At 39.7% G+C, this 18,067-nt stretch carries 12 protein-coding genes; 7 read left to right on the top strand and 5 right to left on the bottom strand.

Annotation, left to right across the window (positions count from 1 at the left end; all coding sequences use genetic code 11):
* Window positions 1-6 precede the first annotated feature (6 nt).
* The 3 genes from ACM0OW_RS05450 (at window position 7) to ACM0OW_RS05440 (ending at window position 4,334) form a co-directional block, all read left to right on the top strand.
* Complete coding sequence (locus ACM0OW_RS05450) at window positions 7-927, top strand: NAD(+) kinase (RefSeq protein ID WP_414549026.1); 921 nt, start codon at window positions 7-9, stop codon at window positions 925-927.
* Between the two features lie 375 nt (window positions 928-1,302).
* Window positions 1,303-2,922 carry a glycosyltransferase family 39 protein gene (locus ACM0OW_RS05445; protein ID WP_414549025.1) on the top strand — a complete coding sequence of 540 codons (1,620 nt, stop codon included), beginning with the start codon at window positions 1,303-1,305 and terminating at the stop codon, window positions 2,920-2,922.
* 704 nt (window positions 2,923-3,626) lie between these two features.
* A complete protein-coding gene (locus ACM0OW_RS05440) occupies window positions 3,627-4,334 on the top strand; it encodes a DUF4079 domain-containing protein (RefSeq protein WP_414549024.1) in 708 nt (235 codons plus the stop codon).
* Window positions 4,335-4,583: 249 nt separating this feature from the next.
* On the opposite strand, the gene ACM0OW_RS05435 is transcribed toward ACM0OW_RS05440, so the two are convergent.
* Together ACM0OW_RS05435 and ACM0OW_RS05430 are read right to left on the bottom strand one after the other, a co-directional pair.
* On the bottom strand, window positions 4,584-5,864 hold the full coding sequence (locus tag ACM0OW_RS05435) for a response regulator (protein WP_414549023.1): 1,281 nt from the start codon (window positions 5,862-5,864) through the stop codon (window positions 4,584-4,586).
* 5 nt (window positions 5,865-5,869) lie between these two features.
* Complete coding sequence (locus tag ACM0OW_RS05430; protein WP_414549022.1) at window positions 5,870-9,019, bottom strand: GAF domain-containing protein; 3,150 nt, start codon at window positions 9,017-9,019, stop codon at window positions 5,870-5,872.
* Window positions 9,020-9,418: 399 nt separating this feature from the next.
* On the opposite strand from ACM0OW_RS05430, the gene treS reads away from it, so the two are divergent.
* Entirely contained in the window at window positions 9,419-12,781 is a 3,363-nt protein-coding gene (treS, locus tag ACM0OW_RS05425) for a maltose alpha-D-glucosyltransferase (RefSeq protein WP_414549021.1), read from the top strand.
* A 147-nt stretch (window positions 12,782-12,928) separates the two neighbouring features.
* On the opposite strand, the gene ACM0OW_RS05420 is transcribed toward treS, so the two are convergent.
* The gene (locus ACM0OW_RS05420; RefSeq protein WP_414549020.1) at window positions 12,929-13,771 is read right to left on the bottom strand and encodes an alpha/beta fold hydrolase; all 843 of its coding nucleotides are present in this window, start codon (window positions 13,769-13,771) and stop codon (window positions 12,929-12,931) included.
* A 147-nt stretch (window positions 13,772-13,918) separates the two neighbouring features.
* Between ACM0OW_RS05420 and ACM0OW_RS05415 the strand changes: the two genes are divergently transcribed.
* The 3 genes from ACM0OW_RS05415 (at window position 13,919) to ACM0OW_RS05405 (ending at window position 15,831) form a co-directional block, all read left to right on the top strand.
* The gene (locus tag ACM0OW_RS05415) at window positions 13,919-14,056 is read left to right on the top strand and encodes a hypothetical protein (protein WP_414549019.1); all 138 of its coding nucleotides are present in this window, start codon (window positions 13,919-13,921) and stop codon (window positions 14,054-14,056) included.
* A gap of 472 nt (window positions 14,057-14,528) precedes the next feature.
* Window positions 14,529-15,035 (top strand): DUF192 domain-containing protein, encoded by a 507-nt coding sequence (locus tag ACM0OW_RS05410; RefSeq protein WP_414549018.1) that lies wholly within the window; start codon window positions 14,529-14,531, stop codon window positions 15,033-15,035.
* 568 nt (window positions 15,036-15,603) lie between these two features.
* On the top strand, window positions 15,604-15,831 hold the full coding sequence (locus ACM0OW_RS05405; protein ID WP_414549017.1) for a DUF2949 domain-containing protein: 228 nt from the start codon (window positions 15,604-15,606) through the stop codon (window positions 15,829-15,831).
* Window positions 15,832-16,251: 420 nt separating this feature from the next.
* Here the strand turns inward: ACM0OW_RS05405 and ACM0OW_RS05400 are convergent, their stop codons facing one another.
* Together ACM0OW_RS05400 and ACM0OW_RS05395 are read right to left on the bottom strand one after the other, a co-directional pair.
* A complete protein-coding gene (locus tag ACM0OW_RS05400) occupies window positions 16,252-17,406 on the bottom strand; it encodes a pyridoxal-phosphate-dependent aminotransferase family protein (protein ID WP_414549016.1) in 1,155 nt (384 codons plus the stop codon).
* A gap of 376 nt (window positions 17,407-17,782) precedes the next feature.
* Entirely contained in the window at window positions 17,783-18,031 is a 249-nt protein-coding gene (locus ACM0OW_RS05395) for a DUF5340 domain-containing protein (protein WP_414549015.1), read from the bottom strand.
* Window positions 18,032-18,067: the final 36 nt, after the last annotated feature.

Genomic DNA, 18,067 nt, shown 5'->3' with positions numbered 1-18,067 from the left:
TTTTGCGTGCAACTCAAGCAGGTAATCATTGCTTATAAAGCACGAGATTCCCAGAGTAAACGCTGGGCAGAACTCTGTGCTAAACAACTAGAAAAGCGCCATTGTCAGGTGTTGATGGGGCCTAGTGGGCCAAAAGATAACCCTTATCCGGTGTTTTTGGCTTCTGCCACTCAACCCATTGATTTGGCTTTGGTCTTCGGTGGTGACGGTACTGTTTTAACCAGTGCTAGACATTTAGCCCCTGCTGGTATACCCATTCTGGGTGTAAATATTGGCGGTCATCTGGGCTTTTTAACCGAGTCTGTAGATGAGTTTCAAGATACAGAGAAAGTTTGGGATCGGCTATTTGAGGATCGCTATGCCATCCAGAGGCGGATGATGCTACAAGCGGCAGTGTATGAGGGTCAACGCACGAATATGGAACCTGTGACTGAGCGCTACCTAGCTTTAAACGAATTCTGTGTTAAACCCGCCTCTGCTGACCGCATGATCACCTCTATTCTGGAAATGGAAATTGATGGTGAAGTGATCGATCAATATGTGGGGGATGGTTTAATTATCTCCACTCCCACCGGTTCTACTGGTTATACCGTTTCTGCTAATGGCCCCATCATGCACGATGGTATGGAGGCACTTACCATCACTCCCATTTGTCCCATGAGTCTTTCTAGTCGCCCTCTAGTTTTACCTCCTGGTTCTGTAGTCAGCATCTGGCCGTTGGGAGACTATGATTTGAGTACAAAGCTGTGGATGGATGGGGTGTTATCTACGTCTATTTGGCCAGGTCATCGGGTTGATGTGCGTATGGCTGATTGTCGGGCAAAGTTTATTATTTTGCGAGAGAACAATTCATATTATCAGACGCTGCGGGAGAAGCTGCTTTGGGCAGGTACAAGGGTTCGCTACAGTAATAATCATCGTAATTGATTGATTAGGTGTCTACGGAGCGCTTTTGCTGCTAGTTGTCTGTGAAATATACCAGCCCCCGGATATTTTCGGGGGTTTTTCCGCAGTTGTGGCTGGGGGAATGAACTAAGTTGCTTTAAGGTTTTCCGTAATCAAGAATGTCCTAACCTCTTTGGCGGTGATGATAGATGTAGGGAATGAAAACGAACCGCAAAGGTCACAAAGAACGCCAAGGCAAGAGGGTTTAATAGGTTTTTTACATCAGTTTTCTATTTTTATCGCAAGTTGGATTCTCCCCAGCAATTTGCTATAAAACGCTCATTATAAACTTCAATAAGTTATCAAAATAGTTAACTTGATTAGGAGATTTTAAAGTACTTTATCAAAAACCTAATTATGCGGAACCTCACTCCTGTTCCGAGTTGGTTGCGATTTCTAATTATCTTCTTGTTGGCAATGGGAATATTATTTCGCTTTGTTAATCTTGAAGGTAAAGTTTACTCTCATGATGAAACTTATACATCATTACGAATTTCTGGCTACACGGTGGATGAGGTCAAGCAGGAAATATTTAATGGTCGTGTAATTAGTAGAGAAAGTTTTGCGAGGTTTCAGCGTCCTAATTTAGAAAAAGGCTTTAGTGGCACAATTATGTCTCTGGCTACAGAAGACCCGCAACATCCACCACTTTATTATTTAATAGCTAGATTATGGGTGCAAATATTTGGGAATTCAGTAGTTGTAATTAGAAGTTTATCTGCTTTAATTAGCTTGTTAGTATTTCCATGTATTTACTGGCTATGCCGAGAATTATTTAATGTGCCGTTATCAGTACCTTGGTTAGCGATCGCTCTGATGGCAATCTCTCCTATTCATTTGCTTTACGCTCAAGAAGCACAAGCATCCATTCTGTCGTTAGTTACCATCATACTATGCAGCGCGTCACTGTTGCAAGCTATGCGGCTGGAATCAAAAGAGCATAACCAAGAATTAGCACCAGGACAGCAAATTCCAGACCGTTTTGCTATCTGGGGAATTTATGTAGTAACTTTGGTACTTAGTCTTTACACAAGTTTGTGGAGTATATTTGTAGCTGTTGCTCAGGCACTTTACGTAATTACAACTACAAAATTTCAAATATCTGAAACAGTTAGAGCGTATTTGATAGCGTCATCTCTAGGGTTTTTAGCTTTTCTGCCTTGGATAATGATTGTGGTAGCCAATTTTTTGAGGTTTCTAATTTCAGCAGATGTAATCACAACAGAGACATCTCTGATGCCTTTAATTCCAGTTTGGCGAATGCAGGTAAGTCGGCTTTTTTTTGATTTAGATTTCAGTTTAGACGACCCTCTGGGCTATTTGATTTCATTAATATTTTTAACTTTAGTGGGATATGCAATTTACTTTCTCTGTCGAACAACTAACTACAAAAGCTGGTTATTTATGATACTATTAATAATAATTAAATTCATCCCTATAATGCTACCAAATTTATTTCTTGGAGGCATTTTTTTAAATTCACAAGAAAATTTGATATTGGCTTATTTAGGTATTCAACTAGCCGTTGCTTATTTACTAGCTACACAAATATATAACGGGATTGTATTACGCCGCCGAATCTGGCAAGTACTTTTGGTATTGATAATTGTTTGTGGGCTGATTTCTTCTAGAGTAAGCTACGCATCTGAAACTTGGTGGAATAAGGGAGTTAGCTATGGTAATCCCCAAGTTGCTAAGATTATTAATCAGGGAGAACAGCCACTGTTAATTAGTGATGCTGAGGGAATTAATTATGGGAATGTCTTTTCTTTGAGTTATCTTGTCCAGCCAAAAGTTCGATTTCAATTAGTCAAAGGTCAAGATATTCCTGATATCCCTATTGGGTTTACTGATATTTTTATACTCAATCCTTCCGATATCTGGCGGAGTAATCTAGAAACTAGATATAAATCTACAACAAATGTAGTTTATAGTGACAATTATTATTTGCTGTGGAAATTAGTTAATCCTACCTAATTCGCAAATTTTAAAAATGTTAAAATATATAGTTATTAAACAAATCGGGAATATTTGGATTCGTAATACCAATTATTTGTGAGGCTGTATATCCCACCCCTAACCCCTCCGGTGTAAGCGAGGACGGGAACTAGATTTCTGGTTGAATTCTGTTTTTAGGGATGGAAACGGGAGCAACGCGATTTTGTGAGGTTCGGAAATTTGGTAATATAAGTTACCTAAGCTTTGAGCGATCGCTACCTAGAAAAGGTAAAAATAGGGAATTTCAACCAGGGTTTATTAGGAATCAGCCCTGGTAATTGAGATATAAAATCCGATCTCACATTTTCGCGTTGCTCCCGATGGAAACTCCCTCTAGTCCAACTTGTGTAAACGGGGTTAGGGTGGAGTTATCTTTAAGCATCTTGATATAAACATGATATCAGTTATTCTGCTGATTACGAAATATTTTTAATTATTTTTTTTTAACCTAAAATATTTTATACCCGCACTCAAGAAAAACATGGTTTACGAGCGCCATAATATTCTGTAAGCTAACTACTTGTGGCTGTATTTAATTAAATTTAGGGAACACCAAAAAATTAATTACCCAAGAATTGTAGGATAGTGGTGGGTTACGGAATATCGTCCTAAGCCACCCTACAAATTTGGGATTTTATTCCTTGTAAGTTCCTGAGCAATGTCTTAACTTAAATTATTGTATTATGCAAATTGTAGATTTTTTGCGTCTTATTCATCCAGCTATCGCGGTTATTTTTGCCTTCCCTTTAATTGGGATTGTAGTTAACTTTGCTTGGCAAACACGCCAACGTCGGTTACAAAATTTAGCTGGAAATAAGAGTAAAATTCCACCAGTAGTTGGTCAAGAACATAAGAAGTTTGGCGATTGGTTAACAAGCGGAGTTGTAGGATTATCTTTAATAGGATTAGCTTACCCAATTGGCACAAATATTATCAAAAATCAATTATGGAATCAGTCCCTGTTTTTAGTAGTATTTATTGTGTTAATCTTTGTTTTGACTATTGTCTCTCTGGGATTACTTTATCGAGCAAAACAACGGCTATGGCGGGGAATTTTTGCGACTTTAACTGGTGCGGGCTTAGTGATTCTGGGTTGCCAGGATGGGGTATTTCGCCGGACAAATGAATGGTATTGGTCACATTACTATATTGGTATTGCTGCCTCATTACTGATGATATTTTCTATCGCCATTGTGCAAGATATTTATCAAGATAAATCCCATCGTTGGCGGCTGGTTCATATTATATTAAACTGCATAGCTTTATTACTATTTATGGGACAAGGAATGACTGGGACACGAGATTTATTAGAAATTCCTCTAAGTTGGCAAAAAAACTATATTTATCAGTGTGATTTTGCTAATAAAACTTGTCCAGAATTCAATGAATAAACACTATAGGAATCCTATAGGAATCCGATTTTATTTTTGAAAAAATCTAAGTATATGTAGGGTGTGTTATGGCTTTAGCCTAACGCACCGTCTTCCAGTCCTTGATACGTTACACTTCGTGATAACACACCCTACGTGTATTTGATAAATCAAATATGAGTCCTATACAATTTTCTTAACTGAACAGTATTGCTATATAAGCAAGCAGATTGACAATCAATTTTCTCGGCTATTAACTGTGAGGAAAATTTAAGGAATTTCAATAACAAATTCTGAACCTCCTTCAGGGCAGTTGTGGTAAGTTAAAGTACCCTGGTGAAATTCCGTGATAATTTGATAGCTGGTAAATAAACCTAATCCTACTCCTTTACCCGGTGATTTTGTCGTAAAAAACGGCTCAAACAAACGAGATTGATGTTCTGGGGAAACTCCTATACCATTGTCCTTAATACTAATTTTGATTTTCTGTTGCTCTGTTGTGGATATATTCAGCCAGATTGTTGGATTAAATGAACTGTCAATATTTGAACTTACTTTTGATTCCAACGCCTGAATAGCATTTTGTAAAATATTCAGCAGCACTTGATTGAATAGATTTGCTTGACCGATAAATTTTGGCGTATCTTGATAATTTTTTACAACTGCAATGTTAACTGCTCCCTGATTTAAAACCAGTTTATAACGTAGTATGATTAACACACTTTCGATACTGCCTTGAATATCTATCGGTTTAATGCCTGATTCATCTAGACGGGAGAAAATATGTAGAGCCTTGATGACTGAGCTAATACGTTCTGCTCCCGTATGTAGAGAGTTAATAATCTCTCTTAAATCTTTAATTAAGAAATCTAATTCAATATGTTGAATAAATTTGTTAATTTCTGGAGTGGCATCGGGAAAGGCTTTTTGATAAAGTGAAATCAAAGTAATCAGATTTTCACTATATTCAGATGCAGGTTTGAGATTACCCACAATAAAACTGAGTGGGTTGTTAATTTCATGGGAAATTCCGGCTGTAATTTGAGAAGCATTAACCAGCTTTTCCTTTTGAATTAGTGCAGCTTCAGTTTTTTGCAACTCTAGGAGCATACTTTGGATCTCCTGGTTGCGATTGTGTAAATTTATTTGTAATTGTCGTAGCTTTAAATGAGTCTGGACTCTAACTAATATCTCTTCTAAATTAAATGGTTTAGTAATGTAGTCAATACCTCCGGCTGCAAAAGCTAAAATTTTATCATTAACTTCATTACCAGCGCTCAAAAAAATTACAGGAATTGCAGAAGTTTTGGGATCATTCTTTAAGTATTCACAAACCTCATACCCTCCCATTCCCGGCATATTTATATCGAGAATAATTAAATCAGGTGGCAATGTACTCACAGACTTCAATGCTGCTTGTCCATTAATAGCTTTACGAACTTGATAGTTGTGTTTAGATAAAAAATCAGATAAAAAGCGAATGTTTTCTAATTTGTCATCAACAATCAAAATGTCCGCAACAAATCCTTTCTCTTCTAGATGTATATCCATGATTTTCATGAAAAATTAAATTGTTGAGTGAGGACAATTATTTTGTCAAATTGATAGCTTTCAATTAATTGTGTTAACGCGGCAATTAAAGCAATTTGTTCAGAAGGAATTTGTTCCAGGAGTTGGAGACTAGTACTATCATTGCCTTGGGCAGCAGCTAGGTGTAATTGGCCAATCCAATTGGCTGGCATAATGGCTAAGGAAGTAGTATCAAGGACATAATCGGCTGACGAGGAGACCTGATTCACTTCCGTGTTTTTATATACATATTCTACCTGTAGATGCTTGGTTAGTGTTTCTAAAATTTCTTTCCAACGAAATGGTTTGCTCACAAAATCATCACAACCTGCATCTAAACTTTCTTGCTTTTGCTCTGTAAAAGCACTTGCTGTGAGGGCAATAATTTTTGTGGTCGGATAATTTTCCCCATTTTGATTGTTTAATGTTTGTGCCAAGTGACGAATTTCCCTAGCAGCTTGATAACCACTAACAATAGGCATTCGCATATCCATAAAAATCAGGTGAGGTTGCCATTCTTGCCAAAGTGCAATGGCTTGTTGTCCGTTTTCTGCTTCCTGTACTGCAAAACCTAAACGTTTCAAGATATTACTCAACAGCAACCTATTAGCAGGATTATCTTCAGCAATCAAAATCCGATAAGTTGTTTGTCCGGGGGCAATACTGACTACATCTAGAATGGGAGAAGATGATTTAACAATAGCAATAGTTTCAGGCAAATCAGCCTGAATATGAAAGCTAAAACAAGTGCTTTTACCTAACTCACTTTCTACAGTAATTTCACCTCCCATTAATTGCACAAATTTTTGGCTAATCCGCAAACCTAAGCCAGTTCCTTGTCTCGATTGTTGTCCAGAGCGCGTTTGCTGAAAAGCTTGAAATAAATTCCCGATTTCTTCTGGAGAAATTCCATATCCAGAGTCTTCAACTGCAAAAAATAACTGATATTGCCTGGGAAATCCTGAGCTAGCAAGTTCTTCTTCATCCCCATATAACTCCTGACATTTAGCTCGCAAAGTTACCTGTCCTGTTTCCGTAAATTTGATGGCATTCGCCAACAAATTAATTAGTACCTGACGTAGTTTGTTTTCGTCGGCTTTGATGTATTCAGGTACGGTGATATCGCAGTCAAAAATTAGTTTTAAGCCTTTAGACACGGCTTTCTGCTGCAACATGGAGGCCAAACTATGGAGTAAATTATGCAGGTTAAATTCTACGTTACATAAATTCATCTGTCCCGCTTCGATCTTGGACATCTCCAGGACGCTATTAATTAGCCCCAGTAGATGTTCACCACTTTGGTTAATGATTTCTGTATACTTTTGATGTTCCGAGGATAAGGTCTGATCTCGCTGCATCAACTGGGTAAAACCCAAAATGGCGTTGAGTGGAGTCCGTAATTCATGGCTCATATTTGCCAAAAACTCACTTTTGGCACGATTAGCGGCATCAGCAGCCTCTTTAGCCACTTTTAGTTCTTCTGCTTGTGCCTGGGTTTGGGCAAATAATTCTGCTTGTTGTACTGCTACCCCAAGTTGACTACCAATTTGGGTAACAATCTGAATGTCTGGGTTTTGCCATTGTCGCGGGTTGCCGTTTTGGTAAACTGCCAATAAACCCCAAAGGTGATTACCACAAAAAATGGGTGCAATAATATAAGCTCGTGCGTCTAATTGCTCTAAAAGTTCGAGATAACAGGCATCAAACCCGGCTTCGTAGATGTCATTGACGCAGCAATAGCTATTTTGTTGCTGATAGATGCCTCCGATGTTATCTTGCAAATAAGTATCGCGAATTACCAAATCTGAATCAGTCAGTCGAGTAATTACACAGTTGTTCGGCTCCACAGCTACCTCAGTGAGTTTGCTATTTTCGGCTTGTTGCGGAATCACAGGCGGCCAAACTTCAGAAACAGATTCGGCAACTAATTCGCCACTCCAATCGGGTTGAAAGCGATAAATCAAGACGCGATCGCATTCTACAGCTTGGCGTAATTCCGCAGTGGTAGCCCGGAAAATCGATTCTATATTCAGGCTTTGACGCATTTGCTGGATGACGTGCTTTGTGGCTTGTTCTCGCTCCGCCATGACTCTCATTGCGGCTTCTGTGGCAATTCGTTCTTGAATTTCCACTTCTAGGACATGATTAACCTGGACAAGTTCCGCCGTGCGTTCCTCAACGCCAAATTCCAATTCCTGATAAGCATGGAGTTTTTCTTCTTCTGCCCATTTGCGTTGTAGTTCTGTAGAAGCCCGTGCTGCAAAAACTTGTAATAGTGTTTTGATGTGATCGCTTGTTGCTAAGGGTTTAACATCGACAATACACAGGTTGCCAATCACATTCTGATGGATATCCACTAAGGGAACGCCGATATAACTCTCTGCGCCTAACTGTTCTAGCAATGAATTATGGGGAAACGTTTCCCGTAATCCACTCGAATAAGCACACAGCATATTCTTCTGCACTACATCTTGGCAGGGAGTATTAATCAATTCATATTCAAAATTGTCTGCCTGATGATCTACAGACCAAAAATTAACACTTCGGAGCTTTTCTAATGAATTGTCTACTTTCTCAAAGATAATCGCATAAGTTACACCCATTGCTGTGGCTAGATTCTGCACTAATGCTGGGAAAAATTCATTGCCAATGACTGAAGCAGTACCAGCCACAATTGTTTGTAGGGTTTCTTCGGTGCTTTGCCTTTCTGCTATTTGTTTTTCTAATTCTTGGTTGATGGCTTCTAGCTGTTCGGGCGATCGCATGGACAGAAATTGTGGCAAAAGTTCCATTAGTTGCATTGCAGTATAACAAGAAACTAAAGCCGTCATCGCTCTGACCATGCCTGACAACCAGTAATCGGGATGCCACAGTGTCCAAATATCCAGTAGGTGTCCCGTACCACAGAGGATAATAAACGCTCCAAATAAAACAAACACCTTGGAGAAGGGAATGTCATCACGCTTACGCACAAAGTAGATTAGCATCACTGGTATCGAGAAATAAGCGATCGCGATCAGTGCATCACTGATTAAATGTAGCGCTACCAGAGGCGTTTGCCAAAGATAACAATGCCCATGCGGTATGTAGTTATTAGAAGATAAAAGATTTTGTACTAATTCTGATATTGCTTGCATACTTCAAATATTGTGATTCGGAATTAATCAAACTGTTGAGGTTCTGTTCTGAGGGAAACTGTGGATGAGATCGGCAATTTTATGTCAGTAAATTTATCGTACTTACAAACTTAATCATGGTACATTCCGTAACCTAGTGAAGGTGATTATTGCCTAAGTATTTAATTTAGTGGTTATTAAAATTGTTACGTTAAAAATTATAACTTGCCCACTCTGATCAAGCAGAGTTCAACGCAGAGGTTACTACTAAAAATTTGCAATAAGTTAATTGAAGTTATGGCTCTTACTTATGTTAGATGGACAAAGTAATAATTTTGGCTATTTTGTTAGATAAACAGATGATTGTATCAAGTGGCGCATCATAGTTTTTATAAAAACCTCTAATTTAACATAGATAAAATGCCAAATATAATTTTAAAAGATGACCCATTATGGTTTAAAAATGCGATTATCTACGAAGTACCTATTCGGGCTTATGCTGACAGTAATAGTGATGGCATTGGTGACATAAGGGGACTAACGGAAAAACTTGATTATTTGCAAGACTTAGGAATTACAGCTATATGGTTACTACCATTTTTTCCCTCACCATTAAAAGATGATGGTTATGATATTGCTGATTATACCAGTATTAATCCTATTTATGGCACATTAGAAGACTTTAAGAAGTTATTAATCGCTGCTCATCAGCGTAGTATCAGGGTGATTATTGAGTTAATTATTAACCATACATCTGATCAACATCCTTGGTTCCAACGCGCACGTCGCGCCGCCAAAGGTAGTCCAGAAAGAGATTTTTATGTTTGGAGTGATACGCCAGAAAAATACGCAGAAGCCCGAATTATTTTCCAAGATTTTGAAACTTCTAATTGGGCTTGGGATGCAGTAGCAAAAGCTTATTATTGGCATCGTTTCTACTCCCATCAGCCTGATTTAAACTATGATAATCCTTTAGTTAGAGAAGCGGTATTTGATGTTTTAGATTTTTGGTTAGAAATGGGCGTAGATGGATTACGCATGGATGCAGTTCCTTACTTGTATGAACGGGAAGGAACGAACTGCGAAAACCTACCAGAGACTCATGCTTTTCTTAAAGATATGCGATCGCACATTGATACGAAATATCCGCAAAAGATGCTACTAGCTGAGGCTAATCAATGGCCAGAGGATGCCGCCCAATATTATGGTGATGGGGATGAATGTCACATGAACTTTCATTTTCCTCTGATGCCGCGTCTATTTATCGCCCTCCAGATGGAAGACAACTTTCCTATTGTGGATATTCTCCAACAAACTCCCCATATTCCTGATAACTGTCAGTGGGCGTTATTCTTGCGAAATCACGACGAATTAACCTTAGAAATGGTAACAGATGAAGACCGGGATTTTATGTACCGAGTTTATGCCCAAGACCCGGTAATGAGATTGAATTTAGGTATTCGTCGCCGATTAGCACCTTTGTTAGGCAATGACCGTCGCCAAATCGAATTACTCAATAGTTTATTATTATCCCTGCCAGGAACACCAGTAATTTATTATGGTGATGAGATTGGTATGGGTGATAATGTTTATTTAGGCGATCGCAATGGTGTCAGGACTCCCATGCAATGGAGTTCTGACCGTAACGCTGGTTTTAGCCGCACCAATCCCCAACGCTTACATTTACCCGTAATCATTGACTCGGAATATCACTACGAAGCAGTCAACGTCGAAGCACAACGGGCTAACTTCAATTCTCTGTGGTATTGGATGAAACGGTTGATTGCGACTCGGAACCGCTTTCAGGCTTTGGGTAAAGGCAATTTTGAATTATTACACCCCAATAACCGCAAAGTTTTTGCTTTTAGCCGCACCCACGGCGAAGAACATATAGTTGTAGTTGCAAATCTATCTCATTATGTGCAAACAGCAGAATTAGATTTATCAGACTTCAATGAATTAGTCCCAGTGGAAATTTTTGGTTACACTGAGTTTCCACCCATTGGAGAATCGCCTTATTTTCTCAGTTTGAGTCCCTACGGATTTTACTGGTTTGTCCTCAAACGTCAACCCAGTTTGACTCAACCGCCAAAACCCCAAGCCGAGTTACCCACATTGGTGGTAAATCAACAGTGGCAAAATGTGATTTCACAACGAGAGTTAAAAGGAGTTCTAGAATCAACACTGCGAGATTATCTATATACCTGTAAATGGTTTGGTGGTAAAAACCAAACTTTGCAATCAGTAGAAATTGTAGAAGCGATCGCTATACCTTACAATCAACAGTTAGCCCAGATAGTTTGGTTGCAAGTAGATTACATCGAGAGAAACCGCGAAACTTATCTCCTGTTTTTGGGTTATGCGTCAGGTAATCAAGCAATGCACCTGTTATCAGAAATGCCCCAAGCTGTCATCTCACGTCTGCAAGTGCAAACAGAGACTCCAGAAGCCGGAATTTTATTTGATGCTTTAGTAGATCAGGATTTTTTGACTACATTATTACAGGCGATAGGAAATCATCGTTTATATCAGGGGATAACAGGAGAATTATTTGCCACAACCACGGATTTATTCTCACAGTTATACTCAGAAGACACAGATAATGAACCAACTATCCTCCAAGAAGAAGAACAAACCAATACTTATATATTGTATGGCGAGCGATTGTGTTTGAAACTTTTCCGTAAATTTGAGGAAGATATGCACCCGGATTTAGAAATTCGGCGTTTTCTGGGCGAGAAAAAACGCTTGCAACATTTTCTACCTGTAGCTGGGGCTTTAGAATACCGCCGCCCCAATAGATTTGGGGATAGTTCAGTCCTACCAATGACAGTAGGTATATTACAAGAGTTGATTCTAGATACTCGCAGTGGTTGGGATTACACCCTGGATAGCCTGCGTCATTATTTTGATATTGTCACTACAAAACAGGCAACTATTACCGCAGTCCCGATTCCTTCAGGTTCTCTACTGGACTTACAGAGAACTGAGATTCCTGATTTGGCAATCCAAACTATCAATTCCTACCTTCCCAATGCGGAAATGTTAGGTAAGTCCACAGCTGAACTACATATTGCCTTAGCTACAGAGATAGATAATCCCGATTTTGCGCCAGAACCTTTTTCATCGTTTTATCAACGTTCAATATATCAAGATGCCCGCAACCTTACAGGGCGAGTTTTTCGATTGCTAAGAGAACGGGCAGAATATTTGCCATCTCACACCCAGGAATTAGCCGCAGATGTTCTCAATCAACAACAAGAGATTTTGGCGCGGTTCCAATTAGTTGTGAATCAAAAAATTATCGCCAGACGGACTCGTTATCATGGTGACTATCATCTGGGGCAATTGCTGTACACTGGCAAGGATTTTATTATCACTCATTTTGAAGGTAAGGCAGCGCGTAGTTTAAGTGAACGCCGCCGCAAGCGATCGCCTTTACGAGATGTGGCCGGAATGCTGGTATCTTTTAATTATGCTGTGACTCAGGCTTTGGGCTATGAAGTAGAAACGGGGATGGTTCGCCCTGAGAATCTGCCCCTGATGTCACAATGGGCGCAATTTTGGTATACCTGGGTGAGTGCGGCTTTCTGCAATTCTTATTTAGCTACTGCTAGGGAATATGAGTTTTTACCCAGGACGCAAGGGGAATTACAATTACTGCTTTTTGCTTATCTGTTGGAAAAGGCTATTGAGGCAGTTGACCATGAACTTAATCATCGTCCTGATTATGTGGAAATTCCCTTGCAATTGATTTTGCAATTGTTAGCGGAATCGGAGTAAGAGGAACGTATCGCTAAAGCGAAAGCTCCGCTAACGCGTAGCGTGCGCGCAGCGCATACCACAAAGGGCGCAAAGTACACGTTCGCGTAGCGTCTCCCCTTGGGAGAAGAAAGAAGGAAGAGAGAGGTTTATGGCGTTATTTTTTACTTAAATACTTGTAACCTGTGGATTTGTTTCCAACCAATTATCAAGATCACCCAAGACTTGTTGGGGAATTTCCCAGGGGAATAAATGTGCGGTATGGGGATAACTATGATACTGGTTATTTTTTAGGTGTCGCGCTGTTTCTAAACTGGATTCAGCTGTAATATGTCGGTCTTGTTCTCCAGCTAGGACTAGGCTAGGACAATTAATTTGCTGTAAGTCTGTGAGTCGATTGTAACCAGCTTTTAGGGCAGTATACAGGGCGCGAGTTGCTGGAGGAGATGTTTGTAAATAGGCCTGTGCTGCTTCTTTGGCAATATAATTGTATGCCGTGGGTGTATGTTGTTGAATTAAATAACGAAAGAGCGATCGCTTGCCAAAAGTATCGATATTCCATTGCCAACTCGGTTGCAGATAATTTAAAATTCCGGCAACCCCAGTATAGAGATTATCCTGCCAAGTAATGGGGGGATGATTGCCACGGGGTCGGGCTGCTGTAGCTACTAAAATCAGACCAGTCACTCGTTCTGGTAGTCGCAAGGCCATTTCCATTGCCAAAATCCCCCCCAGTGACCATCCCAATATGAGACATTTTTCGATTTTATAGCTGTCTAGCAGCGCTTCTAAATCGGACAAATGGTCTAACATCTCAAAATTGCCATTACAGCGACTTTTGCCGTATCCGCGTAAATCTGGGGCGAAAGTTTGGTAGCGCTTTGATAAATGATTCGTAAAAACAGAAAGATTCCGACCCGTTCCCGGATGACCATGTAAGCCGAGAATCGGGAATCCTTCACCTTGGATGTAGACGTTGAGGTTTGCAGCTGTTGTAGAAATAAAGGACATAATTTTAAATTTTTAGATTAATACATAACATTCAATTTGCACCATTTAGGCAGGGAAGTTCCAAATCACCCCTGCACCCTCCTACCCTTGCTTCTTTTGACATCCATAAATTGTCCCCACCTCTTGTCGAAAATCGGAAGCTAAACCTTGTCTACTTTGATAACTGTAGTTTTTAGTCAAGATGGTGAGATTGCTTCCTTACGTCGCAATGACAAAAACTCCGCTTTTCATGATGGACAAGGTTTATGCCGCAAGATTGATCCCTATTTTGTTCAATTCTGCTAAAACTTTTTTTCCCACTGCGAGAGAATATTTTTATGTGTTACATTTTCTATACCCGTTTGAAAAAGTTCGGTCATAATTTCCTCAGTTTCATCAATAACCTCATAACTTAGGAGCTACAATTCAATATATTTAGCTCCAGTGTAGCGATAACAGTTTTCTCAAGGACAGTGAATTTTTAGGCAATCACACTTGTGATCCTGCTATACCTCCAACTTGTCAAAATTTCATTTACATATTGCGGAGAAACAAAACTTTTGTGGCGTTGAGCATTTTGCCCGCCGGGATAAGTATATTACCTGATCATCTACTATCTGCTCACAGCTACCAAGTAGATATATTAATCTTATCCATCCCTGTAGAATCACCATTTAGCAATTAACAACATCACAGAAAAAATAACTTAATCCAATGTGTTTTTTTGCATAAGTTCTGTAAAATCGAAATTTAAATTACAAAATCAATCCCAAATTTTATGATGCGTTGGCTAAACTTAGTTCCGATGCTGTTGAGTGTTTTACTAATGGGCTGTTCTATGGAAACAACAGCAAACTCTACCACACCCAGCCCCAGCAGCCAAACCAAAGCATTCGCCGGTCAAATGCTCCCTATTTCTGCGGAGGCCATTCTGCCTAATGGGACTCAAATTCAGTTGGAAGTGGCACGAACACCGGAACAACAAGCAAAGGGTTTAATGTATCGTCCAGCTTTACCAGATAATCAGGGGATGTTATTCCAGTTTCCTACTGCACAACCGGTTAGCTTTTGGATGAAAAATGTCCCGGTTCCTCTGGATATGGTGTTTTTACAAAATGGAGTAGTTCAATATATTCAAGATTCTGCACCTCCCTGCACAAGTGAACCTTGCCCAACCTATGGACCTAGTGTTCCTATTGATATGGTAATTGAGTTGCGGTCTGGACGAGCTGCCGAATTAAATTTGCGCGATGGAGATCGAGTCAGAATTAAGTTCCAGGAATAGAGGCGGGTTTAGCAATATCCCCGTTCATCATGCCACCCCTACCTATACTTCCCCGTATCAGCTATGGCGAATCCTGAATTAATCTGATTGGATCAAAAAAACTATCACGTAGGTATAAAAAAACAAATTGAGGGGCTACTATTTAAATGTTTTCAGTCATAGTCAAATTTGCAGTTTCAAGGTATAATCGCATCTCTACGCTTTAGCTGCCAAAAATATTCCTTTTGGCGTAAGTGTAAATGGACTCTCATAAGGCAGTATTAGCTGTGACGACTCTCGCCACGAATTGCCAGCAATGTAGCGGGAACATCTAACTTCAAAGTTAGAATTTCCTGGTTCACCGGACTGGTCTTCCAGTATCCTCCACAGACAAAAATTCAGCCTGGGTAGTGTGCATCTGGTGAGTTGAGCCGATAGGTGAGGCTGTAAAAGGAAAATATTCGAGTTTTATCGGTGAAATCGGTCAGTTTGATAAATTTAAGCAAAACTTTTTCAAGTGTTTATCCGGTAAATATCAGTTACCAATGAAATATTAGCTGCGGGCTACTGAGTAATGCTAAATCGTTATATGACAATACATTCAATGAAAGGAGGTGAGTTACAAATGCCACCATCAACATATTCGCGACTAATTCATTTTCTCCAGGAAGATTTGGCAATTTCTGCGGCTTCTTTAGCCGTTGCCCTGAGACATCGGGAACAAGATCCGGGTCCATTACCGATGATTCTGTGGCAGTATGGGTTAATTACTTTAGAACAGTTAGAACAAATTTATGACTGGCTGGAAACGGCTTAATACAGCTTGTATAATTCTGAACAAAAGTGAAATACCGTTTTTTCCTTGATTTCATCTGTTTGACCAGATAATATTTTGGTGGCAATAGTTGTTCTAATTAGTACAAGTATGAGTTCCATACAGGAGAATTGAGGTATGTCATGTCCGTTCTGCCTTGTCCGAAGGCTGATAGACCAGAGAATTAACTGTTACCATTTTTACTTATTTCCATACACATTCAAAGAGCGAGTTAAATATTTAACTCGCTCTTTATAATTTAATCAAGTATATGAACTTTTCTCCTAGTATCTCTACTTAGCACTACCGTGTACACACAAGTCGAACAATCTTACCCACATTGGCTTGAAACTCGTAGGGTGCGTTATGGACTAGCGTCCATTGGGTGTACACGGTAGACTTAGCAAGGGGAGAATTTGCTGACTAGGACTGAGTGAATACTTTCGCTGCGGCGGCGACACCACCACCTGGAGTAAAACCTTCGTGACCGAGTTCAGTCAGAGTCACTTCTAGGGCTGCTATACAGCTAAGAATATCGCGATCGCTCACAAAACCCAAGTGACCAATGCGGAAAATCTGGTTTTTCAGATGGTCTTGACCGCCAGCTAAGGCAATATCAAAACGCTTGTTCATCAATGACCGAATTTTATCCGCTTCCATTCCTGGTGTGGCTACAGCAGTAATTGCTGGACTAGCGTAATCATCTGAACCAAATAAAGGTAAATTCAAACCTTTAACAGCCGCACGAGTCGCATTTTTCAGTCGTTGATGTCGCGTAAATATAGACTCCAAGCCTTCTGCCTTCATCATGCCTAATGTGGTGTGTAAAGCCACAATCAAGTTTACAGGTGGAGTAAAGGGAGTCGTATTTTTAGCTGTTGATTTGCGATATTTACCTAAATCTAGATAATATTTGGGTAACTTCGCAGTTTTGTAAGCTTCCCAAGCCTTGGGGCTGACGGAAACAAATCCTAGTCCGGGAGGAATCATATAGCCCTTCTGAGAACCAGAAGCGACCACATCCAAACCCCAAGCATCTATGGGTAAATTGAATGCACCCAAGCTAGTAACTGCATCCACAATAATTAAAGCTTCACCATGTTCTTTCACTAGGCGGTTGATAGTTTCTAAATCATTCAACACACCTGTGGAGGTTTCGCTGTGGGTAACAATTACGGCTTTAATTTGCTTTTCGGTATCACCTTGCAGTTTTTCGGCAAACAGCGCTGTGTCTAAAGGTTTGCCCCATTCGGCGGTAATCGCTTCGACGTTCAAACCATAAGCTTCACCGATTTCTACCCAGCGTTCTCCAAATTTACCATTGGAGCCAACTAGAATGCGATCGCCTGGAGAGAGAAAATTAATAATTCCCGCTTCTACCGCACCCGTGCCGCTAACATTCAGCATCATCACATCATTTTGAGTTTGATGTAACCATTTGAGGTTTTCTGTCACCTCAGCCATGATGTTGCTAAACTGATTGGTGCGGTGTCCAATTGGGTGCTTGGCTAATGCCAGCAAAGCCGCCTCTGGCACTGGTGTGGGGCCAGGAATCATTAGCATCAACTTATTTTCCATGTGTTTGTCCTAAAGTCAAATAAAAGTTAAAAGTCTAGGCGAATAGTTAAATTCTGGGGATGAATCTTAGATTTATCTGCATATACATCCAAAATACTTTGCTATAGTCTGCAAATCTAGAGGAAAAGTATGATTAAAGCTAATTTATGATTAGCTTGACTTTTGCAATAATTTATGTATATTAAAATAATCTAAAATTCTTGAGTTAGCTAGCGAAAAAGAGACATTAAATTTTCTACCCAGTTTGTCTGAATTCTTGATTGGAGCTTATTTAGAATCTCACAAATTGGGGTACAAATACAATATGTGAGCAAATTTTTTACCGAGGTTGGAGACGCGATTCATCGCGTCTCTACAATAGGGTTGATGTGTTGGGTCAATCGGGTGTGATAACTTGAGATGCATGATGATTGATTGACCAACGATGATCTACTCCCAAAGCCGAAAATTGGCAAATATTTTCTAGCTGCTTTTGTTGCGCGGCTGCTTTACGGAGAGTAATAATGAGTTGATTTACTTGATGCCGTAAATCAGGGTTCTGACTGACGGCTGACATAGTTTGTCTTTCTAAGAGTTGCAGTAAAAGTTCGTAGTGAATAGGCGAAGGTAAAGGAATTTGCTCCATTAGTTGATGTAATATTTCAAATATGGGATGTTTTTT

This window comes from Anabaena sp. CCY 0017, assembly GCF_963920885.1.
Taxonomy (GTDB): Bacteria; Cyanobacteriota; Cyanobacteriia; order Cyanobacteriales; family Nostocaceae; genus Nodularia.
Note: the sequence above shows the minus strand (reverse complement) of the source record. Positions and strands in the feature narration are given on the sequence as shown.